Origin of the sequence: Rhizobium cerradonense, from assembly GCF_030182455.1 — a bacterium.
Classification (GTDB): Bacteria; Pseudomonadota; Alphaproteobacteria; order Rhizobiales; family Rhizobiaceae; genus Rhizobium.
The window spans coordinates 30763-57518 of the sequence record NZ_JAQJCK010000002.1; the positions used below are offsets into that span (position 1 = coordinate 30763).

The window sequence follows — 26756 nt, forward strand, 5'->3', positions numbered from 1 at the left end:
GCGCTAAAAAGACTTGATTCCGATTGTTTTTCCGGCTCTTATCGCCGGATTAGCTAACGCGCGAAAGCCGCCCCGGATTATTCTGGAGCGGCTTTCGTTTTTACGATCTATTCATAGTTTCCGGTGCGTCGCGCTCCGGTTGTTATTTGGTCAGGAGCGTCATTTTCTTTGACGCCTGCGTTGCAATCGACGAAAAGGCGCTGAACAGGTCTGCTGCATTCTGCGGCGTGAAGTAGTCGGAGGCCGACGTTGCGCAGTACTTCAGCAGAGCCTGGCCGTTTGCGGGCGCCATGAAGGCGATCGTGTAGACATGGATGCCGGCAGTGCGTGCCGCATCGCACTGGATCTTGGTGTTTGCGTCGGCGCTTGCCACGTTGTTGTCGCCGTCGGTCATGAAGACGATATACGTACTCGGGTTCGTTGAGCCGTTCTTGTTCTTGTGCTGCAACTGTTCGTTCGTGAGCCCCGGCGTCGTGGATGCCATCGTGAGGGCGGTCACTGCAGCCGTGAATGCAGGCGCCGAGTTTGTCGTGCCGCTTGCTGTCAGGTTGTTGACGTAGCTGGTGACGCCGCTGGTGCCCCAGGCGAGCGCCGTCGGCGTCTGGGCGCTGGAATTGTAGGAGTCGGCGCCAGTGCGAACATACATGCTGTTGGGGTCGGCCGTGTTCAATTGTGCCGCCAAGTTCGCGGTAGCGATCTTCAGCGATTGAAGCTTGGTGTAATAATTGGTTTGCGTACCCGTGCAGGTACTATTGACGGTCTTGCCTTTCGAGTTGGTCGTCGTGCAGGCATATGTGTACGTCGTCGTCGGCTGCTCGGTGTTGACCGTGTCCGTTGGTTCGTCCATCGAGCCAGAACGGTCGAGAACGAAATACATGGACAGCGGATTCTTTTGCGTGGATGTATTGTTGCCACTGACCGACGTGCTCGATGCGCCGACATTCATCGTGGTGAGGCCTAGCATGCGGGTCATGCCGTTCACCGGCATCGCATAGGACGCGTTCACAACGACGGAATAGCTGGCATTGCCTGACGAATCGGTCGTTTTCGTCACCGTTGCGGTCGTGCCGGCCCTGAGTGCGCTGGTGGCACTCGCATCGCCGGCAAGATAATTCGACATCTGCCCGGTCACGAAGTCAGCGGCCAGTTGCTGGGCGTTGGATGTCGTCGCACTGCCATTGGCAAGTGCCGTTGCCGTGGCAAGGGCCGCCGCATCGGTCGCTTCCTGCAGTTGGCTGTCCGTTACAGCCATATTGGAAACATCGACCGCAACGCCAGCCGCGGCCGCGAGGACGGGAATGGCTAGCGCGGTCAATATGCCGAAATTGCCGGCGCGATCGCGCAAAAGATTTTGAATGCCACGGAATTTGCTCGAACAAGTGATCATCACGTCCGCCCAAAAAGTATATGCCCCAGAACCGCGACTATCGGCGAAAACTCTAAGGACGGCGTTGAGATGATCATTCGACTTTTAGCAAATGACGCGAATATTTCCGATTTAGGGTTGTATTCGAAACTACTGCTTTAATGGAATGACGTCGACGGCCTGCACCGTCTTCTGGGTTCCATAGCTCTTCAGCACACCGATAACAGGGGCGACGTCGGAATAGTCGCGGCCGTAGGCGACGACGATATGGTCGGTTCCGGCCGGGATATTGTTGGTCGGATCGAGCTCGATCCAGCCTGCCGTTTCGCCGCACCAGATGCGCACCCAGGCATGCATGGCATCGGCGCCTTCCAGCCGCTCCTTGCCGGGCGGCGGGATGGTGCGCAGGAAGCCGCTGACATAGCCGGCCGGAATGCCGAGGCTACGCAACGCGATGATCATGACATGCGCGAAATCCTGGCAGACGCCGCGTTTCAGGCGGAATGCCTCTTTCGGCGCGGTGTCGACCGTCGTCGCCTTGGGGTCGTAGAGGAAATCCTTGTGGATCTGGGCGCAGACGGCGTGGGCGATCTGCATCACCGTCAGATTGGTCGTCGCCCATTGCCGGGCATAGTCGGCGATCTCCGTCGTCTCCGGCAGACGCGGGCTTGTGCCGATGAAATGATGCGGCGAGGATGGCTCGATCGACCAGCAGTCGCTGATTTCATCCGGCAGTTTGGCAAGTACGGGCGAGAAGTCGGCGGAGACCGGCTGGCTCTCGACCTGCACCCGCGCCTGCATGCGGATGTCGAGCTTTTCATGGGGGTTGCGCACCAGGATCGAAGTCGCTGGATGCTGGAAAAAATCGGTGAAGTTCGACTGCTCGTCCGGATGGGGCGTGACTTTCAGCGAGCCGGCAATCAAGCGCTGGCGGTTGGCGAGCGACAGCGGTAGCACGCGCACGATATGACGCGCGCCGCTGGCCGGCACGTCGTAGATATAGCCCATGTGCAGCGAGAGGTCGTAAAGCATCACATCATCCGAGATAGGTCTGGGCCAGGAGATCGGAGAGATGCTCCAGCTCCCGTTCCAGCTTTTTGTAGACCTCGTCGTTCATGGCCTCCGGCGTCATAACGGCCAGGCCCGAATGCAGCCGCATGGCTTCGCGGTAGAAGGGCGACATCTGGCCGTTGACGAAGGCGTTCGGCAATTGCTCCACTTCCCGATGGATTTCGTTCATCTGGAAGAGAATCGAGCGCGGGTTAAGTGGATCGAGCGCCAGCAGATCGGTCACCGTCAACCGAGCGGTATTGACGTTGTAGCGGCGGCGATGGGTCATCACGCTGTCGCCGATTTCGAGCAGCATGTCGAGCGCGCCGTCGGGCGCCTCCGGGCCGGACATGTAGCCGAGCAGGCGCGTCATATGCAGTCCGCGCTCGATATAGCGGCCGAGCGACAGGAAGCGCCAGCCGGTGAAACGATACATGTTTTCATGCACGAGACCGGCAAAGCCCGCGAGCTTGCGCAGGAGGATCGTCATCGCGTGACTGGCGTCGTCGCCGGATTTGACCTTTTCCTTGAAGCGGCGGGCGGTCTTGGCGAGATCGTTCAGCGCCAGCCAGCCGTCCGGCGAGAAGCGGTCGCGGATGTTGCTGGCGGAATAGACGGCGCTGTCGATATTGCGCAGCAGGCTTTCCGGCACGGCTTCCTTGGTATCGATATCGACGGCGGCGAGATAGGCGCTGACAGCGGCAAGCAGCGGCTGAGTGGGGTCGGCGGCTTCGGCAAAGCGGCCGTGCCAGGCGCGCAGGATGCGCAAGGCCCCTTCGGCGCGTTCGATATAACGGCCGAGCCAGAAGAGGTTGTCAGCGGCGCGGCTCGGCAGGCTGCCGGGCATGTTGCGGGTGAAGGTCTCTTCGGCCGGCAGCAGCGTGTGGCGCTCAACCGGTTTGTCGGAAACGATCCAGACATCGGCGGCCGAGCCGCCGGACTGCATGGCGATGGCGGCAACATCGTCGCCGCTGCCGATACGGGCAAAGCCGCCCGGCATGATCTGCCAGCCGTTTTCGGTGCGGGCGGCAAAGACGCGCAGGCTCATCGGCCGCGGTAGCAGTTTGCCGTTTACCCAGGCAGGAGTCGTCGAGAGGGTGACGACCTCCTGGCCAACCAGCTTGTGGCCGTCCGTCCGCAGCCAGTCGGTAATCGATTCCTTGGCGGTGGTGCGCAGCGTCGAGCCTAGCACTGACTGGCCATTGTCGTCGAAGAAGGGCATGCAGGAATAGGCCGGGCCGATCACCATTTTTTCGATATGCGCGGCGACATGTTCGCGCTCGGTCTTCTGTCCGCACCACCAGGTAGCGATCGACGGCAGCTTCAGGTCCTCGCCACGCAGATGCCGGCAGATGGTGGGCATGAAGGCGAGCAGGGCGCGGGTTTCCAGAATGCCCGAACCGAGCGCGTTGACGATGGTGACGGTTTGCGCCCTCAGCGCCTCGATCATGCCGGGCGTGCCGATATGGGATTGCTGATTGAGCTCCAGCGGGTCGGCATAGGATGCATCGAGGCGCCGCCAGAGCACGCTGATCGGTCGCAGGCCCGCGACCGTTCGCACCATCAGTTGATCGTTGACGACGGTAATGTCCTCGCCTTCGAGCAGCATGAAGCCGAGGTAGCGGGCAATATAGGCGTGTTCGTAATAGGTCTCGTTGGCGGGGCCTGGCGTCAGCACGGCAATGCGGTCGGTCGTGCCGCGCTTTGCACCCTGCAACGCGTCGCGGAAGGCGCCGAAGAAGGATGCGAGACGATGCACTCTTGTCTCTGCATAGATATCGGAGAAAGCGCGCGTGGTGGCGACGCGGGTCTCCAGCGCGAAACCGGCACCCGACGGAGCCTGGGCGCGGTCGGCCAGCACCCACCAATTGCCGTCCGGACCACGGCCGATCTCGAAGGCTAGGAAGTGGAGATAGTGCCCGTTCGCGGGTTTGACACCGGCGAGCGGCCGCAAGAATTCGGGGTTGGCGGCGATCAGCGCCGGCGGCAGCAAGCCTTCGTTGACCAGCCGGTTATCGCCATAGATATCGGCGATGACCTCCTCCAGCAGATCGGCGCGTTGCTGCAGGCCGGCCGACAGCGTCTGCCATTCACGCTCGTCGATCAGAACGGGGATATGCGAGATCGGCCAGTTGCGTTCGCTGACACCTGCCGCTCCATAGGCGCGGTAGAAAACGCCGGCATCGCGCAGATAGCGGTCGGCGCGAGCAAAACGCTCCAGGAGCTCCTTTTCCGGCATGCGGGTGAGCGCGGCCAGCAGATTTTGCCAGACCGGCCGCACCGCACCGGTATTGTCGACCATCTCGTCAGCGATGCCGGGCATGGCGGAATAGGCAAATGCCGGATCGTTGCCGATGCCAGCCTTTACCTCGTCCCGCCGTTCCGTCGCTGGTTTCTTCCCCACCATGCGTATGCCCGTTTCAAACTCCTATCGGCCGCCTCAGATCGAGCGTCAGCGGAAATTCTCCCGACACTGATTCTGTGCGCAGATTATAACCGCCCGCCGTATGTCCCCAAGGTTCGAATCGCGCCAAACGCCGCGCTTCGGCCTCATTGCCGTTGACAGGGAAGGTGTCATAGTTCCGGCCGCCGGGATGGGCAACATGATAGATACAGCCGCCGATCGAACGCTTCGACCATGTATCATAAATGTCGAAGGTCAGAGGTGTGTCGATCGGCAGAACCGGATGCAGGCCCGAGGCCGGATGCCAGGCCTTGTAACGGACACCGGCGATGGAGACGCCCGACGCGCCCGTGGGCGTCAGCGGCACGGCGCGGCCGTTGCAGGCGACGACATAACGCGAGGGATTGTTGGTTTCGAACCGCACCTGCAGCCGCTCCACCGACGAATCGACATAACGGACGGTGCCGCCGATCGCGCCTTCCTCACCCATGACATGCCAGGGCTCGAGAGCCTGACGCAGTTCCAGCTTGCTGCCTTCGTATTCGACTTCGCCGCAGAAGGGGAAACGGAATTCGAGCTGCGCCTGGAACCATTCGGGACGAAGGTCGAAGCCGTTTTCCCGAAGATCCGTCAGCACATCGAGGAAATCCTGCCAGATATGATGCGGCAGCATGAAGCGGTCGTGCAGCGCTGTTCCCCAGCGGACGAACTTGCCGTCGATCGGATTGCGCCAGAAACGGGCGATGAGGGCGCGGACCAGCAATTGCTGGGCAAGGCTCATGCGGGCGTTCGGCGGCATTTCGAAGCCACGGAGTTCCACCAGGCCAAGGCGGCCGGTCGGTCCATCCGGGGAAAACAGCTTGTCGATGCAGATTTCCGAGCGGTGCGTGTTGCCGCTGACGTCGGTCAGAAGATTGCGGAACAGGCGGTCGACGAGCCAGGGCAGGGGCGGGATGCCGCGACCGGGTGCCGGCACCTGCGCCAGCGCGATCTCCAGTTCGTAGAGGCTGTCGTGACGCGCCTCGTCGATGCGCGGCGCCTGGCTGGTCGGGCCGATGAACAGGCCGGAAAAGAGGTAGGAGAGCGAGGGGTGGCGCTGCCAATGCAGCACCAGGCTCTTCAAAAGGTCCGGCCGGCGCAGGAACGGGCTGTCGTTCGGATTGGCGCCGCCGACGACGACGTGGTTGCCGCCGCCAGTGCCGGTATGGCGGCCGTCGATCATGAATTTGTCGGTGCCGAGGCGCGTCTGCCGCGCCTCTTCATAGACCGCAGTGGTGATATCGACGCATTCCTGCCAGCTCGAAGCTGGATGAATGTTGACTTCGATCACGCCGGGATCGGGAGCGACGCGGATCACGTTGATGCGCTCGTCCTGGGGTGGCGGATAGCCTTCGATGTGAACAGGCAGGTTCAGGGCCGCGGCTGCGCGCTCGGCGGAGGCGACGAGGTCGAGGTAATCCTCGACGCTGACCGTCGGCGGCATGAAGATGCAGAGGCGCCCGTCGCGCGGCTCGACCGAGATCGCGGTGCGGACATAGCCGCCGATCTCGTCGATCGATTGCGGCATGGTCGGCTGCTGGCCGGCAAAGGGCTGGAAATGGGCGGCTTGCAGCGGCCGGCCCTTGTCCCGACCGTAATCCGGCAGTGCCTCGCGCGGGATCGTCGGGTCCATCGAGTTGATGTAGGGATATTGCGATGCCGGTATCCAGCCGAGCGAATTCAGCGGCAGGCGATAGCCGACCGGGCTGTCGCCGGGCATAAGGAAGATGCGGCCGCGGCGGGTGCGCCATTTCTCACTGACCCAACGACGGCCGCTGGCGCGCGCATTCCAGGCCTGTATCGGCAGAATATAGCCCGTCGGTCGCGTCAGCCCGCGCTCGAAGACGCGGGCCATGCGCGAGCGTTCCTCCGGATCCTTCAGCTTCGAGTTGGACGGGTCGACATTGTCGGGCAGGTTCGCTTCCTTGACCAGCCATTCGGCCGGATCTTCGAAAGCCGGCGCCACGTAGTCGGGCTCGATATCGAGCTCGCCGGCGATCGCCGTCAGGAGGCGACCGGCATCGTCCTCGGTAACGCTGTAGTTGCGGCCCTCGTTGGCGATCAGGTCGGGGTTCGACCAGATCGGCAGGCCGTCGCGCCGCCAGTACAGCGAGAAGGTCCAGCGAGGCAGGCTTTCGCCGGGATACCATTTGCCCTGGCCGTAATGCAGAAAGCCATTCGGCGCGAAGCGTTCGCGCAGGCGGCGGATCAGATTATCGGCCTTTTCGCGCTTGGTCGGGCCGACCGCGGCTGTGTTCCATTCATCGGACTGGAAGTCGTCGATCGAGACGAAGGTCGGCTCGCCGCCCATGGTCAGGCGCACGTCGTCTTGCCTGAGGATGGTGTCGACCTTTTCGCCGAGCGCGTTCAGGGCTTCCCAGCTTTCATCGGAGAAGGGCTTGGTGATGCGCGGATGCTCGGCAACGCGGGCAACCGTCATGTCGAAATCGAACTCGGTCTTGGCCTCACCGAAATAACCGCCAGAGATCGGTGCCGCGTTGCGGTAATGCGGTGTGGCGGCGAGCGGAATATGGCTCTCGCCGGTCAGCAGGCCTGAGGTCGGGTCGAGACCCACCCAGCCGGCGCCGGGAAGATAGACCTCCGCCCAGGCATGCAGGTCGGTAAAGTCGTGTTCCGTACCCGAGGGTCCATCGAGCGCCTTCAGATCCGGCGTGAGCTGAATGAGATAGCCGGAAACGAAGCGTGCAGCGAGGCCGAGATGGCGGAGAATCTGGACGAGCAGCCAGCTCGTATCGCGACAGGAGCCCTTTGCCTTTTCCAGCGTCTCTTCCGGCGTTTGTACGCCGGTTTCCAGGCGGATGACGTAGCCGATTTCATGCTGCAGCCGCGCATTGAGGCCAACGATCATGTCGACGGTGCGCTGTTCGGAGCGGTCGAGGGTTGAAAGGAAAGCGGCAAGGCGCGGCCCCGGCTCCTCCGGCTTCATATAGATCGACAGATCTTCGCTGATAGTCTCGGGATAGTCGAAAGGCCACTTGGTCGCTTCCTCTTCGACGAAGAAGTCGAAGGGATTGTAGACCGTCATATCGGCAACGAGATCGACCTCGATCTTCAACTCGGTCACCGGATCGGGAAAGACGAAGCGGGCGAGATAATTGCCGTAGGGGTCCTGCTGCAAATTCACGAAATGATTTGATGGCGTCACCTTCAGCGAATGACTGAGGACGCGTGTCTTGGAATGCGGAGCGGGTTTCAGGCGAATGATTTGAGGGCCGAGGCGGACCGGGTTGTCGTATTTATAATGGGTGAGATGATAAATGCTTGCTTTGATCGCCATATTTTCTCTTTGCCTAGCTCGCAACGTTGTGCGGCATTTGCTGTTCCCGCCGGCAGTGTGTGCAATGCAGCGGAAGAATGCAAGGCGTCTCGGCAGTCAATCAGGGTCGTTCCATAGGGTGTCAAAAATAAAAGCGGCGAGCTTTCGCCCGCCGCTTTGAAATCGATGCCGTCGAAAATCTCAGCTTCTGCCGAACTCATCGACCAGGCGGATGATGTCGTCTTCGCCGAGATAGGAGCCCGTCTGGACTTCGATCAGTTCCAGTAGGATCTTGCCGGGGTTGGAAAGGCGGTGCACTTCGCCGAGCGGGATATAGACCGACTCGTTTTCGCGCAGCATCTGCACGTGCTCGCCGACTGTCACCTCCGCCGTGCCCTTGACGACGATCCAGTGTTCCGAACGGTGATGATGTTTCTGCAGCGACAGCTTCTTGCCGGGCAGAACGAAGATGCGCTTCACCTGGAAACGTTCGCCGTTCAGGACCGAGGTATAGCCGCCCCATGGGCGATAGGACGTCGGATGCGTCTCGGTGAGCTTGGCCGTCGTCTTCTGGCTGGCGAGCAGCTTGACCAGCTTGCCGACTTCCTGGCTGTCCTTGAGATGGCCGACATAGACGGCGTCTTCGCTGGCGATGACGGCGACGTCTTCCATCCCCTGCACGGCGAGATGAACGCCATGTGTCATGACGAGCGAATTCTTGGTGTTGATCAGCGTCGTGTCGCCGGCAGCCACGTTGCCGTTATCGTCGCGCTTGCCGGTCTTCCAGACCGAATCCCAGCTTCCGAGATCCGACCAGGTGAAGGGCGAGGGAACGACGGCGGCATTCTCCGTCTTTTCCATCAGTGCGTAGTCAATGGAAATATCGGGGCTTTTGACGAAGGCCTCGGCGTCGAGGCGGGTGAAATCGAGGTCGCGCGTCGACTTGGAAACGGCCTTGGCGGCGGCCTTTTCGACTTCCGGTGCGTATTCGTGCATCTCGGCGAGAAGCTGGCCGGCGGAGAACATGAACATGCCGGAATTCCAGTAGAACCCGCCGCTGGCGACCATCGCCTCCGCCTTTTCCAGGGCAGGCTTTTCGACGAAACGCTTGACGGCATGCGCACCGGTCGAAAGCTCCTTGCCGCTCTCGATATAGCCGTAGCCGGTCGCCGGCTCGGTCGGTGTAATGCCGAAGGTCACGAGCTTGCCTTCCAGCGCGGTATCGCGGGCAGTTCGAACGCAGTCGAAATAGGTGCCGTTGGCGTCGATCTCGTAATCGGATCCGAGGACGTGCATCGTGGCGTCCTGGCCGAAAAGTTCGCTGACGAGCGTGGCGGCGGCGGCAACGGCGGCAGCCGTGTTGCGGGCAACCGGCTCCAGCAGGACGGCAGCCAGCTTCAGCCCGAGTTCACGCGCCTGTTCGGCAACGAGGAAGCGAAATTCTTCGTTGGTGAGGACGATCGGGGCTTCGTAAAGTTCGGGATCGGAGACGCGCGTCAAAGTGCTCTGAAAGAGCGTCTTGTCGCCGATGAACTGGATGAACTGCTTTGGCGCAGAGGCACGCGACAGCGGCCATAACCGTGTTCCCTTGCCGCCGGCCATGATCACTGGGACGATTTTGGCTGCCATATCTGCCTCTCTCCTACACACTTTACTGAAGAACGCTTCGCGGACATCTGCAACATATGCGATCGCCACCTGCGTCCCTTGAACAATTGGCTTTCGCCATTGCGATATTTTTCAGGAAAACGCCAGCGCGAATTTTCCATCAACTCCGAACATTCCTCGATCTTAGTGAGGAAATTCTAACAATCAAAGTTATGCTTCGGTTGAGAGACCAGATCCGTGTTGTGGGATTTTCCGCCGAAAGATGTAGGCGTTGCCGCGATTTCTATGCGGCAACGCCAGGGAATCATCTTGTCAGGCTTTGGCTCTGTCGCGCGGCTCTTCATCGACCGGGCCATGCCTAGTGCCGTTGCGCTTGTTGTAGCGGATCGACGACCAGAGCGAGACGCCGATCAAAGCCGCGCCGCCGAGGCCGGTGACGACCTCGGGAATATGCATGAGCGTTTGCACATACATGATCACCGAGAGAATCAGGATGGCGTAGAAGGCGCCATGCTCAAGGTAACGATAGTGGGCGAGCGTACCCTTTTCTACAAGCATGACCGTCATCGAGCGCACATACATGGCGCCGATACCGAGGCCAATAGCGATGATGAAGAGGTTCTGGGTGAGTGCGAAAGCGCCGATGACACCGTCGAATGAGAAGCTGGCGTCGAGGATTTCCAGATAGAGGAAGGCTCCGAAGCCACCCCTGGCGGCGGCGCTCATCGTCTTTTGCGAGGCATCCAGAAAGCCACTGAGGACCTCGACCAGAAGGAAGGTCAGGAGACCGTAGACGGAGGCATAGAGGAATGTGGTCGCATCCTCGCCACCGAGCAGGGAGGAAAAGATTAGGACGAGGATCAGCACGAAGGCGATTTCGATGCCCTTGATGGTGGCGAAATGCGCCATCGCCTTCTCGACAAAGGCGATCCAGTGCACATCCTTCTCGCGATCGAAGAAATAGGTGAGGCCGACCATCATCAGGAAGGTGCCGCCGAAAGCGGCGATGGGCAGATGCGCGTCATGCATGATCGCGGCATATTGCTCCGGTTCGGCAGCCGCGAGCTTCAGCGCCTCCCAGGGATTGATATGGGCGGCGATGGCGACGATCGCCAGCGGAAAGACGATTCGCATGCCGAAAACGGCGATGACGATGCCCCAGGTCAGAAAGCGATGCTGCCAGACCGGTGTCATCTCTTTTAGCTTGTTGGCATTGACGATGGCGTTGTCGAACGAGAGCGATATCTCCAGCACGGCCAGCACCAGGCAGATGAAAAAGGCCGTTGCCAAGCCGCCCAAGGTGCCGGTCATGTTCCAGCCGAGCAATGCGCCCAGGATGAGACCGCCGATAGTGACGATAAAGGCCCAACCGAAATAGCTGAGCGTGGATTTGGAGGAGGACGACGTCATCGACGCACCTCCTTGGGAGCGGAGAAGATATGTCCGGACTCAAGGCATGGCCGCATGCCAGACAGGGCATGCGGGCGAGGCATGGTCAGAGTATTCATGAAAAGAAATCCGCCGGCTCATCTGCAGGCGGTACCGACATCGCGAGAGCGCCGTTAAAACTCTCGCCAGAGGGGCCCGGCACCAAAGTTCAATCCGCAGCCGATGTCAGAAGGCGCGGAGATACCACCATTAGTTAGTGAAATTGCGGTTCCCGTCAAGAGGCACGGCGGTTCGACGCTGCCGCATTCCCCAGGATAGGAATTTCCGGAACCAAACGGGAAAGAGGAGCGTTTGGGCTTGAGGCGGGCAGGGCGATGTCCGTTGCAGGACTAATCCAGAAACGGATTGATTGTCGGATAGAGAGCAGCGGACAAGGAGGACCTCTCATGAGCCCCCATCCCATTCATCATAGACCGAAAGAAGCAAAGCCGGAGCCGAGCCGGCAGAAACGGACGCGTTCGAACGTCCTTCGTCAGGCGCAGGTATTGCCGCCGCACAACGTCGATCTGACGCTGCAACCTGCAACGCATGAAGATGTGCATGTGCCGGCCCATGTCAGCGGCGCGGACCTGTCGCGGGAGGCACCTGGCGACGCCAATCATGGCGGGAAACACAAAGGCCGCTCAAAATAAAAGCTGGAAGCCGGATATTTTTTTGAGGCTCCGGGTCTGATGGCCCGGAGCCGGCTTTGCTTATTTGCCGTGCGGCGGTTTGCCGTTCGACAGGAAGCTGGCGGCAAAGCTCAGCTCGGTCGATTTCGCCGAACATTCGATGGCGACGGGTTTGCCCGAATAAGGATTGGCGAAGGTGCAGGTGCCCTTGGCGCCGACCTGGCCGGTCATCTTGTTGCCGGCGCCCGTGGAGATGACCTCGATCGGCAATTGCGCGGTTCCCTTCGTCGCGCCGGGCTTGATACCGCGGCCGTTGCCCTGGAAGCCAAGCATCTTGCCGCCGGATGAAAAGATGAACGTCACCGAGCCATCCGGCCCCGTGACGCTGGCGATCTCACCCTTGCAGCCTTTCGAGGCATCGAGCTTGCCCACGACGAGCTTGGAACAGGTGCCGCTGACCACCACCGCGCCGGGCGCCGGAAAATTCTGTGCAGCGGCGTCAGCCGCAACGGTCATCACTGTCAGTCCAATAGCAAGGCCTGCGAATCGCATGAATGGGTCCTTTCGAAGCCCTCGCAGTTTGCCGATCGAAATGTGGCAGTCAATCCCGAAGCCCTAATGTGCCGGCGTAGGCAGGCGCCGGTCACTCCGGCACGAGCGTGCCGATCAGTTGCAGCAGCGCATTCTGCCGGTTGCCGCCGCCGGCCAGGAATTCATAGAGGGTCATCTTCTTTTCGCTGCCACCATCGACGAGATAGTCGGACTGGCGGATAACGAAGACCTCGCCGCTGTCGGTGTCCCGGGCGAGGTGGAACAGATATTCGTCGCCGTTGGGCTTGTGGTTTTTATAGAACTGCTTCTTCACGATCGCCATTCTCGTCCTCCCGTACGATCAATGCTTTAGCGTGACAGTAGTGTGACGGCGCGACCGGAAGTCAAGCGATTTGCGGGGGAAACTTATGCCTGCCTGCCCGACGGTGGCGCGTTCAAGCGTCGGACATCAGCATGTGATTGGATATCAACGAAAAGACGATTATCCTCAACCCTCGCGATCGAGAATTCGATGCGCCATGAGCGAGAGGTCAAAGCAAATGAGAATGATGTTAGCGTTAGGGGCCATATTAAGCCTCGCTTGCGTCTCTGCAGGCGAAGCACCCTCGAACTACCAGTCATACCAGGGCATTCGCGCCGATAGCGATCCCGTGCTTCTAGCGCGATATGACAGGGCTCTGCACTATTGTGAACCCGAAGCCTACTCCTGGTATCGGGGCTCCCCCGATCCCAACAGCAGCATGTACATCCTGGCATTGAGAAGTTGCTTGTATCGGCACAGCTTTATAGACCGCGGCGCCTACGCCTATCCGAACACGGCGGTATTCCAGCATTTCCTGGATCGCTAAACGGTCAAGACTTTTTCGCACGCGGAAGCGCCTTTCCCTCACCGGGAGGGCGCTTTTTTCATAGAGGCGTCTTTGCTTCTCGCGCTGCGATCGACCTCAGGCGCCCAAAATCGCATTAATCTCAGCGATCAGCGTCGCGTAAGTTTCGATATGCCGCTGGTATTCCGCCCTGATCTCGTCGGTTATTTCCTTCAGCGGCCCGTCACCTTCCTGACGGAAATGGCGTATGTCCTTATCCTCCAGCGAGCGAAGCTGCTCTTCATGCTCCTCGATTTTGCGCTCATAGTTGTTTCGAAGCTTGGTGAGATCCATTGCATCCTCCATAAGTCATGCTGATGCAGCTAAATCAATCGTGTCCGCGCCCGCGGTACTTCGTCGGAATGCCTGCCGTCTCATGGCATTGCGCCAGGGTTTCAAGCCATGCTGCCAAGCCTTCGGGCACTTCAGCGTTTCCAGCCTCCATCGCTTCCACCCAAGACAAGTCGCATTGCAGAGCGCTCGCCAGGTTGAGCGGCGTCCAGCGGATATGCAGAAGGCATTCGGTGAACCGGGCTGGGGTCATAGCAGACATCCATTCTATTCTGTTCAGAGGGTGACACGACCAATCAGCAAGTCAAGCGCTCTCCAAGGTCAAGCATAGCAGCGGAATGCGCGCTTCTGGTGGCAGAACTCTGAACGCTATTGAGGTGCGATGTACCTTGGGGCCTTTATGCGAAAAGGGCTCAGCGATTTCTCGCTAAGCCCTTGAAAAGGATGGTGGGCGTGACAAGGATCGAACTTGTGACCCCTACGATGTCAACGTAGTGCTCTCCCGCTGAGCTACACGCCCATCCGATGGCGGCGCATAGATCACAAAACCTTGGTAGCCGTCAATAGGCTTTTTTTCGGTTTTGTGACGTTGCCGCCGGAAGCCTTAGGCGGCAAGGAGTTTGTTGACTTCGTCGACCAGCTCGCGCAGGTGGAAAGGCTTGGAAAGTACCTTGGCATCCTTCGGCGCTTTCGAATCGGGGTTCAGCGCGACAGCGGCGAAGCCGGTGATGAACATCACCTTCAGATCCGGATCGAGCTCGGTGGCGCGGCGCGCCAGTTCGATGCCATCCATCTCCGGCATGACAATGTCGGTAAGCAGCAGCGAAAAGGGCTCCTCGCGCAGCCGGTCGTAGGCGCTTGCTCCATTGTCAAAGGACAAGACCTTGTAGCCGGCCTTTTCCAGCGCCTTCACAAGGAACCGACGCATGTCGTTGTCATCTTCGGCAAGGAGTATCTTCTGGGTCATCATCTGTTCGCTAATCAACTTCTGTCTTGTTGGACTTGTCCAGCGTCCAACTTAGTCGTTGGCCGTAAACAAGCGGTGAATGGTCGGGTCAGGACAAAGCCATTCGCGTTCGTCCGTTGCAGCATAATCGCCTCCCAAGACCGCTTCGCTGTCTTAAGGATCGTGCTTTCGGGCATTTCCGTAGCGGCCCTTTGTATAAGGCCATTTTGCTTAAGTTAGTATGGACTTGCGGGCGAGCAACTGGCAACATGGATGCTGCGACAAGTTGTTGACATGGTAAAGACGTTGATGTCCGCAGAAATGCGTAATTTCGAGATTTTTGAGGTATCGGAGCCCGTCTCTCAGACAATTCCCTTTGTCTACAGCTCGCCCCATAGCGGCCGCATCTATCCACCGGATTTTATCGCCCAGTCCCGCCTGCAGGGCATCGCCATTCGCCGCTCGGAAGATCATTATGTCGATGAGCTGTTTTCGGCGGCAAGCGCTCTCGGCGCGCCGCTGCTGCTCGCCAATTTCCCGCGCGCCTATATAGATGTCAACCGCGAGCCCTATGAGCTCGACCCGCGTATGTTCGACGGCGTGTTGCCGCCCTATGCCAACATCAATTCGCTGCGAGTCGCCGGCGGTCTCGGCACCATTCCGCGCATCGTTGCCGAAAACATGGAAATCTACGCCCGCCGGGTGCCGGTCGAGGATGCGCTGAGGCGCATCGATACGATCTACAAGCCTTACCATGCGACGCTGCGCCGGTTGATTGCCCGCACCCATGTCAAATTCGGCTTCGGCGTTCTGGTCGACTGCCATTCCATGCCGGGCAATATCCGCATCGCCGGCAGCAATGTGCGACCCGATTTCATCCTTGGCGACCGCTACGGAACGAGCGCCTCGGCGGACCTGTCGCGCGCCGCCATGCAGATTCTCGACGAGCTCGGCTTTAACGCCGTGCGCAACAAGCCCTATGCCGGCGGCTTCATCACCGAGCATTATGGCCGCCCCTCCCGTGGACTTCATGCCCTGCAGATCGAGGTTAACCGCTCGCTCTACGTCGATGAAACGACGCTGGAGAAACGGTCGGATTTTGGTGCCGTCGCCGCAGCCATCACCCTGTTCATGAAGCGCATGGCCGAGCATGTGGAATCCTACGCAGGCGATCCGGCGCTGGCGGCGGAGTAGGGGGTATCTCGCCCCTTGCGGGCGAGAAAGCAAAATCAGCATTTAGCTTTAGCTAAGTGCTGATTTTGCAAGAGAGGGGGTAGGTCAGGGCGCGCTTAGTCTCTGAATAGAGTCAGCAAGAAACGGACCCCCGCTCTGGCAATTTCAATGGCTTAGAAATTGCGCTAGGCTGTTGAATATGCAGCGCGTCCGGTATCGCAATTCCTAAACCAATGAAATTGCTTTCTCGCCCGCCAAGGCTGAGATCGAGCGCATCTGCCGCGCCATTCCCATGAAACAAATAGGCCGGACAAAAAAGAACCGCGCTTGTGGCGCGGCTAAGTCTAGGGAGGAAACACCCAAGGAGGGTATTTACAGTCAGAAGACTGTAAGGGGATATTGCTGTTGCATTGCACAAATGTCAAGCAGATTATTGCGGTGCAAAATATTTAGGCAATCGCTGGATTTCTGCCTGATCTCCGGGCAATCCGCCTCTCGCAACGGCATTTGGTTTGCTTCGCCGCGTTTATGCGCTATGACTTCGCCCGTCCCGTCATTTATCCGGATCGACCATGCTTCCTGATCGTGCCTTCTTCTATCGTCTGGCCGAGGCGGCCAAGGCTGAGACCCTGCCGCGCTTTCGCGCCGGCGTCGACGTGGTTAACAAGGAGGCTCAGGGGTTCGACCCGGTAACCGAGGGCGACCGCGCCGCCGAAGTGGCGATTCGCACCTTGATCGAGGCGGAGTTTCCCGACCACGGCATCCTGGGCGAAGAGCACGGCGATGTCGGTCTGGATAGGGAACATGTCTGGGTGATCGATCCGATCGATGGTACCCGGGCCTTCATTTCCGGTGTGCCTGTCTGGGGGACGCTGATCGGCCTGCAGAAAAACGGACGCGCCGTCATGGGCATGATCGACCAGCCGTTTACGGGCGAGCGCTATTTCGCCGACGGCAACGGCTCGACCTATTCCGGCCCGGAAGGCGAAAGGCGGCTGCTGGTTCGTGATTGCGGCAGCCTGTCGAATGCCATTCTCTTCACCACTTCGCCGCATCTTTTCGTCGGCAAGGAGTTGGCAAAATATCGCGAGATTGAGAGCCAGGTGCGCCTGTTCCGCTACGGCACGGATTGCTATGCCTATGCGCTGCTCGCCGCCGGTCACGTCGATCTCGTCATCGAAAATTCGCTGAAGCCCTACGATGTCGGCGGCATTATCCCCGTCATCGAGCAGGCGGGCGGCATCATCACCACCTGGGACGGCGGTCGGCCGGAAAAGGGCGGCACGATCATCGCCGCCGGCAGCCGCGCGGTCTATGATCAGGCAATGGCGATCCTGTCGCGCTAGCTATACGTTTTCGGGTTCGCGATCCCGCTCTAAATCCCCACTCCCGCCATATCCGTATTCGCCTCGGCATCGCTGCCGGGGATGAAGGCGTTGATGGCGGCGAGGGCGGCGTTGCGATAGACGTCCCGCTCCTGAAGAATCTCGTGTTTGGCGCCGTGAATAGGCACGAGCTGCGCTGCGCGGAAATAGCGCGACAATCGTTCCTGGTCGGCATAGGGCACGACGCCGTCGCGGGTCGGCGCGATCAACACGGTCGGAATGGTGATGGAAAAGAGATGTTCGGGCGTGTTGACGCGATCGATCGCGCGGAATGCTTCCAGCAGCCAGCGCGCCGTCGGCGGTCCCAAGGTGAGCTGCGGGTAGGCCGTTGCGATGGCGATATTGCGCCGATAACGCAGCTCGTCCGTCGTCAACGGATTTTCCGGAAACGGCTTTTCCTTGATAGTTTTGCTGAACTGCATCCGGCCAAGACCAAGAGCGCAGACTATGCCGGAGAGAGAGCGGATGAGGCCGGGCGAGACGCCGTGGCCGGTGAGGCCAACGAAGGGCGCCGACAGCACCATGCGCTCGATCCGGGTCGCAAGCCGCGGCGCCGCCGACAATGCGATCAGTCCACCGGTCGAGTGCGCCAGCAGGAAGAACGGCAGGCGCGTATCCGGCAGCACGATCTTGTCGAGAAAGGCGGTCAGGTCACGCTCATAGTCCGAGAAGCGTCTGACATGTCCGCGCAGCGGGTCCTTCAACAGCCGCTCGGAGCCGCCTTGGCCGCGCAGATCGAAGGTTGCGACCCAGAGACCCTTTTTGGTCAAGTCGCGGATCGTTTCGAAATATTTCTCGATGAACTCGTTGCGACCCTGCATCAGCACCACGGTGCCCTTGGCGACCGGCTGCTCGCAGCGGAAGACGACGTAGCGCAGCTTTCGCCCGTCAAATGACTCGAAGAACCCCTCGGTGCGGTTTTCCGGCACCGGATTGTCTGGAGTGGAATAGAGGATCGAATCCATGACGATGTCGCGCCCCGCTGAAGGGATGTCCTCCTCAAGGGGATAACGCAGGTGTAGGGAATTGCAACTGCTTTGTTGGCGGCGGTATGCCTCCATCTGCGTCTCCGATAGCACTATCGTTTTTCTCCGTTTCCCCTCCTTGCGCGTCTCTGCGAGTTCTCGGCCGTGGTCATCCGTATGGGAATGAAAGACATGGCAATTGCTGAAATCGTGAATTCAAGAATTCTTATTGTTGGCGGCAGCTCTGGAATGGGCTTGGCGCTGGCGAAACGCTCGCTCGCCGTCGGTGCCGAGGTCATCATCGTTGGGCGGAACGCGGACAAACTGAAGCGCACCGGCGCGGAATTCCAAAATCCGGCACTTTCCACGATCGCGACCGATATCACGCAGGAAGGCCAGGTTGCCGATCTATTCGAGCGGGTCGGTCGGCTCGACCATATCGTGAGCACAGCCGCCGATATCGAAGGTGCTTATGAGCTGCTGCCCTCGCTGGATCTCAAAGCTGCGCAAAAGGTTGTGGAAAGCAAATTCTACGGACCGCTATTGCTGGCGAAATATGGCGCGCCAGCACTCTCTCCAACTGGCTCCATCACCTTCACATCCGGTATCGCGGCCTATCGTCCAGCGGCGCGAGGGTCGGTTGTTGCCGCCGTCAATGCGGGCTTGGAAGGGCTGGTCCGGGCGCTCGCGGTCGAGTTGGCGCCAATCCGTGTGAATGCCGTTTCGCCCGGCTGGGTCGACACACCGATCTGGACGCTCGTTGCCGGCGACAAGAAGGACGAGACGCTGAACGCCATGGCAAAACGGCTGCCGGTTGGGCGCGTAGGACAACCGGAAGATATCGCCGACGCCATCAGTTTCCTGATGGGCAATGCTTTCACAACGGGAACGATACTGCATGTCGAGGGCGGGCACCGGTTGGTTTAGCGGGTACGAAACCGTTGCTTTCGGCTGCCAGCAACAATTTCAAGGCTGGGGGCTGAACACGCCTGCGCCGCCAAATCATCACAAGCGACGCTGTCCGGGTTGGGCCGGGCCAGGGCAGCTCGTTGATTTCGCCGCGATCGAGGGCGTCGGCGACCGCAAGCCGCGGAACCAGGCTCATCCCTGTACCGGCTGCCACGAGCCGGGCAATTGTACCGATGCTGCCGACTTCGGCGGCGAGTTTCGGTGCCGCTATCCCAGCCTCGTCGAAGACCTTGTCGAACAGGTGTCGATAGATGCAACCGGCCTCGGTTGCGACGAAGCTCGTAGAAGCAAGCGCAGCCAAATCGCCTCCTTTCGATAAGGATTCCTGCCCAGGAGGCGCGATAAGAACCAATGGCTCCGCCGATATCATCCGCTTCGCCAGGCGTTCATCGAGACCGTCCTTGTCAAAACAGAAGGCGACATCGATCTCGCCGTCTTCGACCTTCCGCAATAGATCGCCGCTGCCTGCAACTTTCAGCTGCAGATTGACATCAGGATGATTGCTTTGAAAAGCCGCCAGCCATTGCGGAAGCCTCACGGAAGCAATCGTCTCCAGTGCGCCGATCGTCACCGTTCCCGCGGTGCGCCCCGAGGCTGCCTCGACGGCCGCACGCGCCTCGTCCGCCATCATCAGAATTTCTTCGGCATAGGGTCTCAGTGCTTCGCCCGCTGCCGTGAGTTCCAAGCCCGATCTCAACCGAATAAAGAGCTTAGTGCCCAGTTCGGTTTCGAGCGACTGGATTTGATCGCTCACGCTCGATTGCGCGAGATTCACCTCCTCGGCCGCACGAGTGAAATTCCGATTTCGGGCAACCGCCAGGAATGTCTTGAGTAGTCTCGGATGCATTGAGCCGTGCCGAAGTGGGATCAGAACAAGCGCCACCAAATGAGGAGGCAGCGCGGAGGCGACGCAACGATATCGATTTTGTCACCGCCAACAGATTACGGAATGGTCATATAGAAGGTCAACGGGGCAGGGCCATCGCCGCCGCCCTCAAGGCTTCGGTGTTGTACCGCGGCGCTCGAGTGCGGTTTTGCGGATGATGTCGGCGATCTCCGGGCTGCTGCTGGACAGCATCTGGAAGTCGGCGGAATAGAGCGAGAGGAGCGAGACTTCGGTGACTGCGCTGACGGTTGCCGAGCGGGGTTCGCCGCTGATCAGCGCCATCTCGCCGAAGAAGCTGCCAGAGCCGAGCTCCACCGGATGTGGTGTCGCGACGCTGACGCGGCCTTCGACGATGAAAAACATCTGGTCGCCCGTGTCGCCCTTGCGGCAGATTACGGTGCCCGCCGGTACGACGCGCGGCCTCAGCGCCCGTACGATCTCGATCAGTGCGGCAGAACCAAGTTTTTGGAACAGCGGCACGGCCGCAACCAACTGCCAATTGCGCACGAAGTCCTGGCGGCGGACTTCTTCGTAGAAACCGGTGGCGAGGATGCCGGCCCATAGGGCAAAGATGCCGATGCCGCTCATCATGACCAGCCCGGCGAGAACGCGTCCGGCGAAGCTTTGCGGAATCTCGTCGCCATAGCCGGTGGTCGATAAGGTCACTACCGCCCACCACATCGCCAGGGGTATGCTGCCGAACTTGTCGGGCTGGACGTCGCGCTCGATGACATAGGCTGCGAGTGCCGCGCCGAACAGAACGATGCCGAAGATCGAGGTGACGCCGATCAGATTGGGCGCTTCTTTAGTGAGGACCCTACCCAACAGTCGAAAGAAGTTCGAACCGCGCAGGGGTTTCAGCAGCCAGATGGCACAATAGAGGCTTTGGTCGCGGCCGCCGACGAACAGGAACGCAGCCATGGGGATGAGAACGGCGAGCACATCGACGACTATTTCCGGCCCCTTGTCGCGAACTTTTTTTGTCCGGCGCACGATCAGCGTTTCGATCAATTGCAGGACATAGGCAGCCCAGATGCCGGCAAGCAGGACTTCCAGAATGAGCCTAGTCTGTCCGGCGATGTCCGGCATCGTGAGCGCAGCCACGGTCACGAGACCGATTGCAGCAAGCAGCGCGCTCAGCGGCTCAGAAATCTTCGAGAAAGGGAGTGCCGACATTCAACAACCTCCCCGACCGGCCTGCCACTCACCTAAGCATAGGATGCCTTCGGCCCAAACGTAAAGGGCTGTTGAGGCATGTGCAGCAGCCAAGTGTTGACCAGTGAACGAGCAAATTCGTCTTGGGCCGTTATCGCTGCCCGACATCCAGCGGAAAGCCCTTGAAGGGCTTGATTTCCTTGAGCACGAACGTCGTCTGCATTTCCTTGATACGGGGCAATCGGCGAACGGCCGCCATCGCGAAATCCGCGTAGCTGTCGAGGTCCGCGGCAACGACCTGCAGCAGGAAATCCGAGTCTCCGGCGATGCTGTAGCATGCCACGACTTCGCTCAGCTTCAGGACGTCGCGCGAGAATTCTTCGGCTTCGGCCTCGCTGTGGCTGTCGATCTTCACCCTGATGAAAGCCAGGACGCCGAGGCCGATCTGGCGCCTGTCGAGGGTTGCCGTATAGCCCTGGATGACCCCTGTTTCTTCCAATTGACGCACGCGCCGCCAGCATGGGGAGGTGGAGAGCCCGACTTCGGACGAAAGTGCCTGATTGGTCAGGCGTCCGTCCTTCTGGAGTGCTTCGAGGATTCTGAGGTCGATCGATTCAAGTGCGGAGGGCATATGTCGCCTTATTATGGGTCGATATGGGTAGAGTCTGCCATATATAGCCAAGTATTGGCAATAAAAGGTAAGAATCTCCGCGACGCCCAGGATATTCTTTTGGGAACATCGACACCAGCAACAGGTTTCCCATGCTTCCCGATATCCGCCTCGCCATCGTCATCAATCCGGATCTGCCGCTTGGGCTGATCGCCAATACCGCCAGCGCCATCGCGATCGGGCTGGGGGCGCGATTTCCTACGCTTGCGGCGCAGCAATTGATCGATAGCGAAGGGCGGGCCATCGACATCAGTTCGAACATGCCGGTTCCAATGCTGCAGGCGGATGCCGACACCATCCGGTCGCTGCTGCTGAAGGCTTTGCCGCCGCAGGGCGAACGGGCGGTCGTCGCCTTTCCGGCCTTTGCACGCTCGCTGCACGATTACAGGGAGTATGAGGCAACGTTTCCCGTCCGCGACCTCCAGATGGAAGCGATCGACGGTCTGGGGATAGCGGGTCCATCGAAATGGGTGAAATCGCTGACGGGCTCGCTGAAGCTGTTGCGCTGACGGAAGGAAAGAAAAGGGCCGGCTTGCGGAGATAGAGAGATCCGCGTCGCCGGCCTAGCAAGGACTGAAGAAGAAGGGACGATACACTTCAGTCATCGGACAGTGAATGTATCCGATGGTTCCATTGGTAGTCCCGCCAGCCTGAACGGGTGCCGAACCGGCCGTTCATCTGCGGTTCACGCCGCGTTATGTCTGAAATTCGGGAGATGTCCTCAGGGGTCTTGAACTCCCGAAAAGCGATCACCATCTCCATTCTGCGGGTGCCAAAAGGGCTCGCATAACCGTCCCGAGACCGCCCAGAGCGGGGTCATGGGGCACAACCGAATCGCAATCGTCGCTCACAGGAGGACACCATGCGTCACGTAGATTTCTCTCCCCTTTATCGTTCCACCGTCGGTTTCGACCGCCTCTTCACCATGCTCGACAGCCTTGCGCAGCCGGATCAGGCCCAGACCTATCCGCCCTACAACATCGAGCGTACCGGTGAGAACACCTATCGCATCACCATGGCCGTTGCCGGTTTCGATGAAAAGGAACTGAGCATCGAGGCTCATGCCCATGTTCTCCAGGTCAAGGGTGAAAAGAGCGAGGAGCCGGCTGAGGCCAGCGAATATCTCTATCGCGGTATCGCCAAGCGCGCCTTCGAGCGCCGCTTCCAGCTCGCTGATCATGTCGAGGTCCAGGCGGCTTCGCTGAAGAATGGTCTGCTGCACATCGATCTATTGCGCAACATTCCGGAAGCCATGAAGCCCCGCCGTATCTCCATCGCCGCCGAGCCGGTCGAGACCCCGAAGGCAATCGAGGCCCGTATCAACTAACGGCCTTCAATCAATAGACCAAAGACCGATCCTCCCAAGGTCACAAAAGCAAGGCGGCGCTCCGTTGGGGCGCCGCCTTTTGTATTTGATCGTGGCTGGAATGGTCCTCACGCGGCGTTCGGGGCTCCGTTCGCCTTGGAGGCCACGCCCGCCTGGGCTTCGGCCTTGGCCGCTTCTCGCCTCTTGGCGGCATCCGCATATTTTTGGGCGATGACGGCGCAGGCCATCAACTGGATTTGGTGAAACAGCATCAGTGGCAGGACAATGGCGCCGATGCCCTGGCCGGCGAAGATGACGTTGGCCATCGGAACGCCGCTCGCAAGCGATTTTTTCGAACCGCAGAAGGTGATGGTGATCTCGTCGGCGCGGGAGAAGCCGAGCGCGCGACTGCCGAACATGGTGATGCAGAGCACCAGCGCCAGAAGCACGATGTTGGCGACGATGACTGTAGCGATATCGACGAGCGAGAAGGTATGCCACAGGCCTTCGACGACGGCCTCGCTGAAGGCCGAATAGACGACCATCAGGATCGAGCCACGGTCGACCGGCATCAGGATCGTCTTCTTCGAGCGTATCCAATTGCCGATCCAGGGCTGCAGGACCTGGCCGGCGATGAAGGGCGCGAGCAGTTGCAGCATGATCTGCTCCAGCACGTCCCAGGAGAATCCACCGCCATGGCCGCCGACGGAGAAGAGCACGCCGACGAGCAGGGGCGTCAGGAACATGCCGAAAATATTGGAGGCCGACGCGGCGCAGATCGCGGCCGGCACATTGCCGCCGGCAATCGAGGTGAAGGCGATCGAGGACTGCACCGTTGAGGGCAGCACGCTGAGGAACAGGATGCCGGTGTAAAGTGCCTGCGGCAGGATGGCTGGCACCAGCACGCCCATGGCGAGAGCCAGAAGCGGGAAAATGCCAAAGGTTGTCAGCAGGATGACCAGGTGCAGCCGCCAATGCAGCAGGCCGGCGATGACCACATCCCGCGACAGGCGCGCGCCGTGCAGGAAGAACAGCAGGCCGATGGCAAAATTGGTGGCGGTGCCGAAGTAGCTGGCGCTCGTACCCTGCACGGGGAAGAAGGATGCCGTCAGCACGGTGAGCACGAGCAGCATGGTGAAGGTGTCTGGAAGAAAGCGGCGCATGATGCCAACCCCGATTTGCAATTCCGTAAGATTAGTTCTAGCACATAGACCTATCGTGATCCGCGATGCAAGGAATAACAGTTATCGTGATTCAGGATGAGTGCCATGCTTGATCTCACGCAATTGCGCAGCTTCGTTGCCGTCGAGCAGATGGGCAGCTTCACGCTCGCGGCCGAGCGGCTTGGCCTCGGCCAGTCCACGGTCAGCCAGCATATCCAGCGGCTGGAAACTACGCTTGGCCGCAAGCTTCTGGCCCGCGACACGCATCGAGTGGTGTTGACGGGCGACGGCGAGGCGCTGCTCGGCCATGCCCGGCAGATGCTGTCGATCGAGGGGGAGGTGCAGCAGCTCTTTGCCGGCAATAGTCTGCGCGGCACCCTGCGGCTCGGTGTCTCCGAGGATTTCGTCACCAGCCAGTTGCCGGATGTGCTGGAAGAATTCGTTCGCTCGCATCCTTCCGTCGATCTCGAATTGACGGTCGCGCTCAGCGGCACGCTCTATGAAATGCAGGACAATGGCGACCTCGACCTCGTTCTTGCCAAGCGCCGCCTCGGCGACGCCAGGGGGAGGCTCGTCTATCGTGAGCCGCTGGTCTGGCTGGCGCGCGATCCGGAGCGCATTCGCAAGCTCGCGGCGCCTTTACCGCTGATCGCCTTTCCCGCCCCAAGCGTTACCCGGGCCGTAGCGCTTGAGGCGCTGCGCCGTCAACAGGTGCCCTGGCGCATCGTCTGTACCTGCGGCAGCCTCAGCGGCCTGACGGCGGCGGCGCGTGCCGGCATGGGCGTCCTCGTTCAGCCCCGCAGCATGGCGCCAACAGGACTGTCGGAAATTGCGCCCGGTTGGCTGCCGATGCTGGAGGACGTCGAATTCGTGTTGGTGCCACGCAAGGGAGCGGATCAGTTGCTGGTCAGCGCCTTGTCGGAGGATATTCTGGCGAAGGTGAGAGGGCTGAGATCCATCTGACGTATCAGAGCGGCGATGCCATCCATAAAAAATATTTAGAATCATATGGATAATATTCTGAACTTCGCTGAAGTTCCTTCGCCGGCTTCCGACACGCCTTCCGCGTGTCCTACCTTTTTGATTCACCTATTCAGGTTCATGTCAGTTTTCGTTGGTACCCTTGAAGCCAACTAAACGAGCTGAGTCGAGGAAAATCAGCCCGATGAAATATGGTGCGATGTTTATTTGCGGGCTGGTCGCCTGCGTGATGGCGATGACGGTCATAACCCGCCATATGCCAGGCCAATCGGGCCAAGACGTTTCACATTCCGCACTGTTCATGCACCCAAGTGAGAATTTAACCTCCAAATGAGGTGCTGAGCGCCGCGTGCGTCCCAATGGGACAGCTACGGCGCTCCTTTTTTACCCGAAAATCAGGCGAGGCAAGCCAGGAAGCCGGCGACATCGTCATCTGTCGTGGCGAAGCTGGTGACGAGGCGGATCAGTGTCTCGTTCGCGTTTACCAGCTCGGGGCGCGATTCCGGGATCGGCCATTCGTAGAACTTTGCACCCCTGTCCTCGGCGGTCTTGGCGGCCGATTTCGAAATGATCGCAAAGACTTCGTTCGAGGCGGTCGGCCAGGCGAGGCGTGCGGTGGCGACCTGCTCGATGCCAGCGCGCAGGCGATCGGCCATACGGTTGGAATGGCGGGCAAGGTCGAGCCAGAGGCCATCTTCGAAATAGCCGTCGAACTGGGCGGCGATGAAACGCGACTTGGAGAAAAGCTGGGCGGCGCGTTTGCGGATGAAGTGCATCTCCTTCGCCTGCTCCGGATTGAAGAAGACGATCGCCTCGGCGCACCAGCAGCCGTTTTTGGTGCCGCCGAAGGAAAGGATGTCGACGCCGCGCTTCCAGGTCATTTCCGCCGGGCTGACGCCGAGCGCGACCAGCGCATTGGCGAAGCGGGCGCCATCCATGTGCAGTGGCAGGCTGTTTGCCTTGCAGACGGAGGCGATGGCGTCGATTTCAGCGAGTGAATAGACCGTGCCGATCTCCGTTGCCTGGGTGATGGTCACTGCCGCGGCGCGGCCATGATGGAGGTCATCCTGCGGAAAGCGGGCGACCTTGGTGACGAGCGCCTTCACGTTGATTTTACCGGCCGCACCATCGACCGTCGCCAGCCGCGCCCCACTGAAGAAATCCGGCGCCCCGCATTCGTCCTCGGCGACATGTGCTTCTGGATGGCAGAAGCTGACGCCGCCCGGCTTCTGGACGCTGGCGAGCGACAGCGAATTGGCGGCCGTGCCGGTTGCGACGAAGAAGACGGCGACCTCACGCTCGAAGATCTCGGCGAACTTAGCTTCAACTTTCTGGTCGAGATCGCTGGTGCCGTAGGCTGCGGCGAAACCGCCGGATTCGGCAAGGAGGCGTTCGGCGATCTTGGCATGGGCGCCGGCCCAATTATCGGAAGCAAAAAACATGGATATGCACCAACTGAATCAACGGGATTACGGGAGGGTTAGCTGAGGTCCGACGGACATTAATCCAATGCCGCAGGGGATCAAGAGTGCCATGCTGAAGGACACATCACAGAAATTGATCTACGCAATCAACAAACAAAATGATGCGGTGCGGTGAAACTTTCTTGCTCGAATTTTGAAGCATCGGCAATCTTCCGTCGCG

At 59.9% G+C, this 26756-nt stretch carries 26 protein-coding genes and 1 tRNA gene; 8 read left to right on the forward strand and 19 right to left on the reverse strand.

The features are described 5' to 3' along the window. Positions 1-142: 142 nt before the first annotated feature. The 6 genes from PH547_RS04340 to PH547_RS04365 all read right to left on the reverse strand — a co-directional run bounded on the left by PH547_RS04340 (position 143) and on the right by PH547_RS04365 (position 11154). Positions 143-1387, reverse strand: coding sequence for a vWA domain-containing protein (locus PH547_RS04340; RefSeq protein ID WP_104824278.1), 1245 nt, complete (start codon positions 1385-1387; stop codon positions 143-145). A 129-nt stretch (positions 1388-1516) separates the two neighbouring features. Continuing rightward, positions 1517-2398, reverse strand: coding sequence for a transglutaminase family protein (locus PH547_RS04345; protein ID WP_104824277.1), 882 nt, complete (start codon positions 2396-2398; stop codon positions 1517-1519). A gap of 4 nt (positions 2399-2402) precedes the next feature. Further along, complete coding sequence (locus tag PH547_RS04350) at positions 2403-4820, reverse strand: circularly permuted type 2 ATP-grasp protein (protein ID WP_285167883.1); 2418 nt, start codon at positions 4818-4820, stop codon at positions 2403-2405. Between the two features lie 16 nt (positions 4821-4836). Beyond that, positions 4837-8157, reverse strand: coding sequence for a transglutaminase family protein (locus PH547_RS04355; protein WP_285167585.1), 3321 nt, complete (start codon positions 8155-8157; stop codon positions 4837-4839). Positions 8158-8337: 180 nt separating this feature from the next. After that, positions 8338-9765, reverse strand: a complete 1428-nt coding sequence (locus PH547_RS04360) for a mannose-1-phosphate guanylyltransferase/mannose-6-phosphate isomerase (protein ID WP_285167587.1) — start codon at positions 9763-9765, stop codon at positions 8338-8340. 291 nt (positions 9766-10056) lie between these two features. Next, positions 10057-11154 carry a DUF475 domain-containing protein gene (locus tag PH547_RS04365; protein ID WP_285167588.1) on the reverse strand — a complete coding sequence of 366 codons (1098 nt, stop codon included), beginning with the start codon at positions 11152-11154 and terminating at the stop codon, positions 10057-10059. Positions 11155-11579: 425 nt separating this feature from the next. Between PH547_RS04365 and PH547_RS04370 the strand changes: the two genes are divergently transcribed. Then, a complete protein-coding gene (locus PH547_RS04370) occupies positions 11580-11825 on the forward strand; it encodes a hypothetical protein (RefSeq protein WP_104824273.1) in 246 nt (81 codons plus the stop codon). Positions 11826-11885: 60 nt separating this feature from the next. On the opposite strand, the gene PH547_RS04375 is transcribed toward PH547_RS04370, so the two are convergent. Further along, on the reverse strand, positions 11886-12356 hold the full coding sequence (locus tag PH547_RS04375; protein WP_104824272.1) for a hypothetical protein: 471 nt from the start codon (positions 12354-12356) through the stop codon (positions 11886-11888). 91 nt (positions 12357-12447) lie between these two features. Then, the gene (locus tag PH547_RS04380) at positions 12448-12678 is read right to left on the reverse strand and encodes a hypothetical protein (protein WP_104824271.1); all 231 of its coding nucleotides are present in this window, start codon (positions 12676-12678) and stop codon (positions 12448-12450) included. Positions 12679-12895: 217 nt separating this feature from the next. Between PH547_RS04380 and PH547_RS04385 the strand changes: the two genes are divergently transcribed. Continuing rightward, a complete protein-coding gene (locus PH547_RS04385) occupies positions 12896-13204 on the forward strand; it encodes a hypothetical protein (protein ID WP_283047382.1) in 309 nt (102 codons plus the stop codon). 96 nt (positions 13205-13300) lie between these two features. Here the strand turns inward: PH547_RS04385 and PH547_RS04390 are convergent, their stop codons facing one another. The 4 genes from PH547_RS04390 to cpdR1 all read right to left on the reverse strand — a co-directional run bounded on the left by PH547_RS04390 (position 13301) and on the right by cpdR1 (position 14480). Continuing rightward, positions 13301-13516: a hypothetical protein gene (locus tag PH547_RS04390; RefSeq protein ID WP_104824270.1), complete on the reverse strand. Its 216-nt coding sequence runs from the start codon at positions 13514-13516 to the stop codon at positions 13301-13303. A gap of 34 nt (positions 13517-13550) precedes the next feature. Next, positions 13551-13766: a hypothetical protein gene (locus PH547_RS04395; RefSeq protein ID WP_104824269.1), complete on the reverse strand. Its 216-nt coding sequence runs from the start codon at positions 13764-13766 to the stop codon at positions 13551-13553. 192 nt (positions 13767-13958) lie between these two features. Next, a tRNA-Val gene (locus PH547_RS04400) sits at positions 13959-14033 on the reverse strand. 84 nt (positions 14034-14117) lie between these two features. After that, the gene (cpdR1, locus tag PH547_RS04405) at positions 14118-14480 is read right to left on the reverse strand and encodes a response regulator CpdR1 (protein ID WP_004117561.1); all 363 of its coding nucleotides are present in this window, start codon (positions 14478-14480) and stop codon (positions 14118-14120) included. Positions 14481-14768: 288 nt separating this feature from the next. Between cpdR1 and PH547_RS04410 the strand changes: the two genes are divergently transcribed. Together PH547_RS04410 and hisN are read left to right on the forward strand one after the other, a co-directional pair. Continuing rightward, complete coding sequence (locus PH547_RS04410; RefSeq protein WP_104825205.1) at positions 14769-15653, forward strand: N-formylglutamate amidohydrolase; 885 nt, start codon at positions 14769-14771, stop codon at positions 15651-15653. Between the two features lie 551 nt (positions 15654-16204). Further along, positions 16205-16978, forward strand: coding sequence for a histidinol-phosphatase (hisN, locus tag PH547_RS04415; RefSeq protein ID WP_104824268.1), 774 nt, complete (start codon positions 16205-16207; stop codon positions 16976-16978). Between the two features lie 29 nt (positions 16979-17007). Here hisN and PH547_RS04420 read toward each other — a convergent pair whose 3' ends face one another. After that, on the reverse strand, positions 17008-17982 hold the full coding sequence (locus PH547_RS04420; protein WP_104825204.1) for an alpha/beta fold hydrolase: 975 nt from the start codon (positions 17980-17982) through the stop codon (positions 17008-17010). A 192-nt stretch (positions 17983-18174) separates the two neighbouring features. On the opposite strand from PH547_RS04420, the gene PH547_RS04425 reads away from it, so the two are divergent. Next, the gene (locus PH547_RS04425; protein ID WP_104824267.1) at positions 18175-18909 is read left to right on the forward strand and encodes an SDR family oxidoreductase; all 735 of its coding nucleotides are present in this window, start codon (positions 18175-18177) and stop codon (positions 18907-18909) included. Here PH547_RS04425 and PH547_RS04430 read toward each other — a convergent pair. The 3 genes from PH547_RS04430 to PH547_RS04440 form a co-directional block, all read right to left on the reverse strand. Continuing rightward, complete coding sequence (locus tag PH547_RS04430; protein WP_285167884.1) at positions 18860-19798, reverse strand: LysR family transcriptional regulator; 939 nt, start codon at positions 19796-19798, stop codon at positions 18860-18862. The two genes, PH547_RS04425 and PH547_RS04430, sit on opposite strands and share 50 nt — an antisense overlap. A gap of 147 nt (positions 19799-19945) precedes the next feature. Then, complete coding sequence (locus tag PH547_RS04435) at positions 19946-21013, reverse strand: cyclic nucleotide-gated ion channel (RefSeq protein WP_285167590.1); 1068 nt, start codon at positions 21011-21013, stop codon at positions 19946-19948. A 130-nt stretch (positions 21014-21143) separates the two neighbouring features. Beyond that, a complete protein-coding gene (locus PH547_RS04440; RefSeq protein ID WP_285167591.1) occupies positions 21144-21623 on the reverse strand; it encodes an Lrp/AsnC family transcriptional regulator in 480 nt (159 codons plus the stop codon). A 131-nt stretch (positions 21624-21754) separates the two neighbouring features. Between PH547_RS04440 and PH547_RS04445 the strand changes: the two genes are divergently transcribed. Then, a complete protein-coding gene (locus PH547_RS04445; RefSeq protein ID WP_283047371.1) occupies positions 21755-22171 on the forward strand; it encodes a DUF2000 domain-containing protein in 417 nt (138 codons plus the stop codon). A 353-nt stretch (positions 22172-22524) separates the two neighbouring features. After that, positions 22525-22989 carry an Hsp20 family protein gene (locus tag PH547_RS04450; protein ID WP_104824263.1) on the forward strand — a complete coding sequence of 155 codons (465 nt, stop codon included), beginning with the start codon at positions 22525-22527 and terminating at the stop codon, positions 22987-22989. Positions 22990-23096: 107 nt separating this feature from the next. Here the strand turns inward: PH547_RS04450 and PH547_RS04455 are convergent, their stop codons facing one another. Further along, on the reverse strand, positions 23097-24131 hold the full coding sequence (locus PH547_RS04455) for a bile acid:sodium symporter family protein (protein ID WP_285167595.1): 1035 nt from the start codon (positions 24129-24131) through the stop codon (positions 23097-23099). A 105-nt stretch (positions 24132-24236) separates the two neighbouring features. Here PH547_RS04455 and PH547_RS04460 point away from each other — a divergent pair, with 105 nt between their 5' ends. Continuing rightward, positions 24237-25094, forward strand: coding sequence for a LysR family transcriptional regulator (locus PH547_RS04460; RefSeq protein WP_283047368.1), 858 nt, complete (start codon positions 24237-24239; stop codon positions 25092-25094). 141 nt (positions 25095-25235) lie between these two features. Here PH547_RS04460 and PH547_RS04465 read toward each other — a convergent pair whose 3' ends face one another. Both PH547_RS04465 and PH547_RS04470 read right to left on the reverse strand, forming a co-directional pair. Continuing rightward, on the reverse strand, positions 25236-25358 hold the full coding sequence (locus PH547_RS04465; RefSeq protein WP_260303136.1) for a hypothetical protein: 123 nt from the start codon (positions 25356-25358) through the stop codon (positions 25236-25238). A 149-nt stretch (positions 25359-25507) separates the two neighbouring features. Continuing rightward, positions 25508-26554 carry a threonine aldolase family protein gene (locus PH547_RS04470; RefSeq protein WP_285167597.1) on the reverse strand — a complete coding sequence of 349 codons (1047 nt, stop codon included), beginning with the start codon at positions 26552-26554 and terminating at the stop codon, positions 25508-25510. Positions 26555-26756 lie beyond the last annotated feature (202 nt).

Bases quoted from the DNA above. Each gene is read 5' to 3' on its own strand.
- PH547_RS04355 (WP_285167585.1), bottom strand. From the start codon at position 8,157: ATGGCGATCAAAGCAAGCATTTATCATCTCACCCATTATAAATACGAC.
- PH547_RS04455 (WP_285167595.1), bottom strand. From the start codon at position 24,131: ATGCGCCGCTTTCTTCCAGACACCTTCACCATGCTGCTCGTGCTCACC.
- PH547_RS04445 (WP_283047371.1), top strand. From the start codon at position 21,755: ATGCTTCCCGATATCCGCCTCGCCATCGTCATCAATCCGGATCTGCCG.
- PH547_RS04430 (WP_285167884.1), bottom strand. From the start codon at position 19,798: ATGCATCCGAGACTACTCAAGACATTCCTGGCGGTTGCCCGAAATCGG.
- PH547_RS04420 (WP_104825204.1), bottom strand. From the start codon at position 17,982: ATGGATTCGATCCTCTATTCCACTCCAGACAATCCGGTGCCGGAAAAC.
- PH547_RS04380 (WP_104824271.1), bottom strand. From the start codon at position 12,678: ATGGCGATCGTGAAGAAGCAGTTCTATAAAAACCACAAGCCCAACGGC.
- PH547_RS04450 (WP_104824263.1), top strand. From the start codon at position 22,525: ATGCGTCACGTAGATTTCTCTCCCCTTTATCGTTCCACCGTCGGTTTC.
- cpdR1 (WP_004117561.1), bottom strand. From the start codon at position 14,480: ATGACCCAGAAGATACTCCTTGCCGAAGATGACAACGACATGCGTCGG.
- PH547_RS04440 (WP_285167591.1), bottom strand. From the start codon at position 21,623: ATGCCCTCCGCACTTGAATCGATCGACCTCAGAATCCTCGAAGCACTC.
- PH547_RS04365 (WP_285167588.1), bottom strand. From the start codon at position 11,154: ATGACGTCGTCCTCCTCCAAATCCACGCTCAGCTATTTCGGTTGGGCC.
- PH547_RS04340 (WP_104824278.1), bottom strand. From the start codon at position 1,387: ATGATCACTTGTTCGAGCAAATTCCGTGGCATTCAAAATCTTTTGCGC.
- PH547_RS04390 (WP_104824270.1), bottom strand. From the start codon at position 13,516: ATGGATCTCACCAAGCTTCGAAACAACTATGAGCGCAAAATCGAGGAG.
- PH547_RS04345 (WP_104824277.1), bottom strand. From the start codon at position 2,398: ATGCTTTACGACCTCTCGCTGCACATGGGCTATATCTACGACGTGCCG.
- PH547_RS04395 (WP_104824269.1), bottom strand. From the start codon at position 13,766: ATGACCCCAGCCCGGTTCACCGAATGCCTTCTGCATATCCGCTGGACG.
- PH547_RS04460 (WP_283047368.1), top strand. From the start codon at position 24,237: ATGCTTGATCTCACGCAATTGCGCAGCTTCGTTGCCGTCGAGCAGATG.
- PH547_RS04385 (WP_283047382.1), top strand. From the start codon at position 12,896: ATGAGAATGATGTTAGCGTTAGGGGCCATATTAAGCCTCGCTTGCGTC.
- PH547_RS04360 (WP_285167587.1), bottom strand. From the start codon at position 9,765: ATGGCAGCCAAAATCGTCCCAGTGATCATGGCCGGCGGCAAGGGAACA.
- PH547_RS04370 (WP_104824273.1), top strand. From the start codon at position 11,580: ATGAGCCCCCATCCCATTCATCATAGACCGAAAGAAGCAAAGCCGGAG.
- PH547_RS04435 (WP_285167590.1), bottom strand. From the start codon at position 21,013: ATGTCGGCACTCCCTTTCTCGAAGATTTCTGAGCCGCTGAGCGCGCTG.
- PH547_RS04470 (WP_285167597.1), bottom strand. From the start codon at position 26,554: ATGTTTTTTGCTTCCGATAATTGGGCCGGCGCCCATGCCAAGATCGCC.
- hisN (WP_104824268.1), top strand. From the start codon at position 16,205: ATGCTTCCTGATCGTGCCTTCTTCTATCGTCTGGCCGAGGCGGCCAAG.
- PH547_RS04465 (WP_260303136.1), bottom strand. From the start codon at position 25,358: ATGACCGTCATCGCCATCACGCAGGCGACCAGCCCGCAAATAAACATC.
- PH547_RS04410 (WP_104825205.1), top strand. From the start codon at position 14,769: ATGTCCGCAGAAATGCGTAATTTCGAGATTTTTGAGGTATCGGAGCCC.
- PH547_RS04425 (WP_104824267.1), top strand. From the start codon at position 18,175: ATGGCAATTGCTGAAATCGTGAATTCAAGAATTCTTATTGTTGGCGGC.
- PH547_RS04375 (WP_104824272.1), bottom strand. From the start codon at position 12,356: ATGCGATTCGCAGGCCTTGCTATTGGACTGACAGTGATGACCGTTGCG.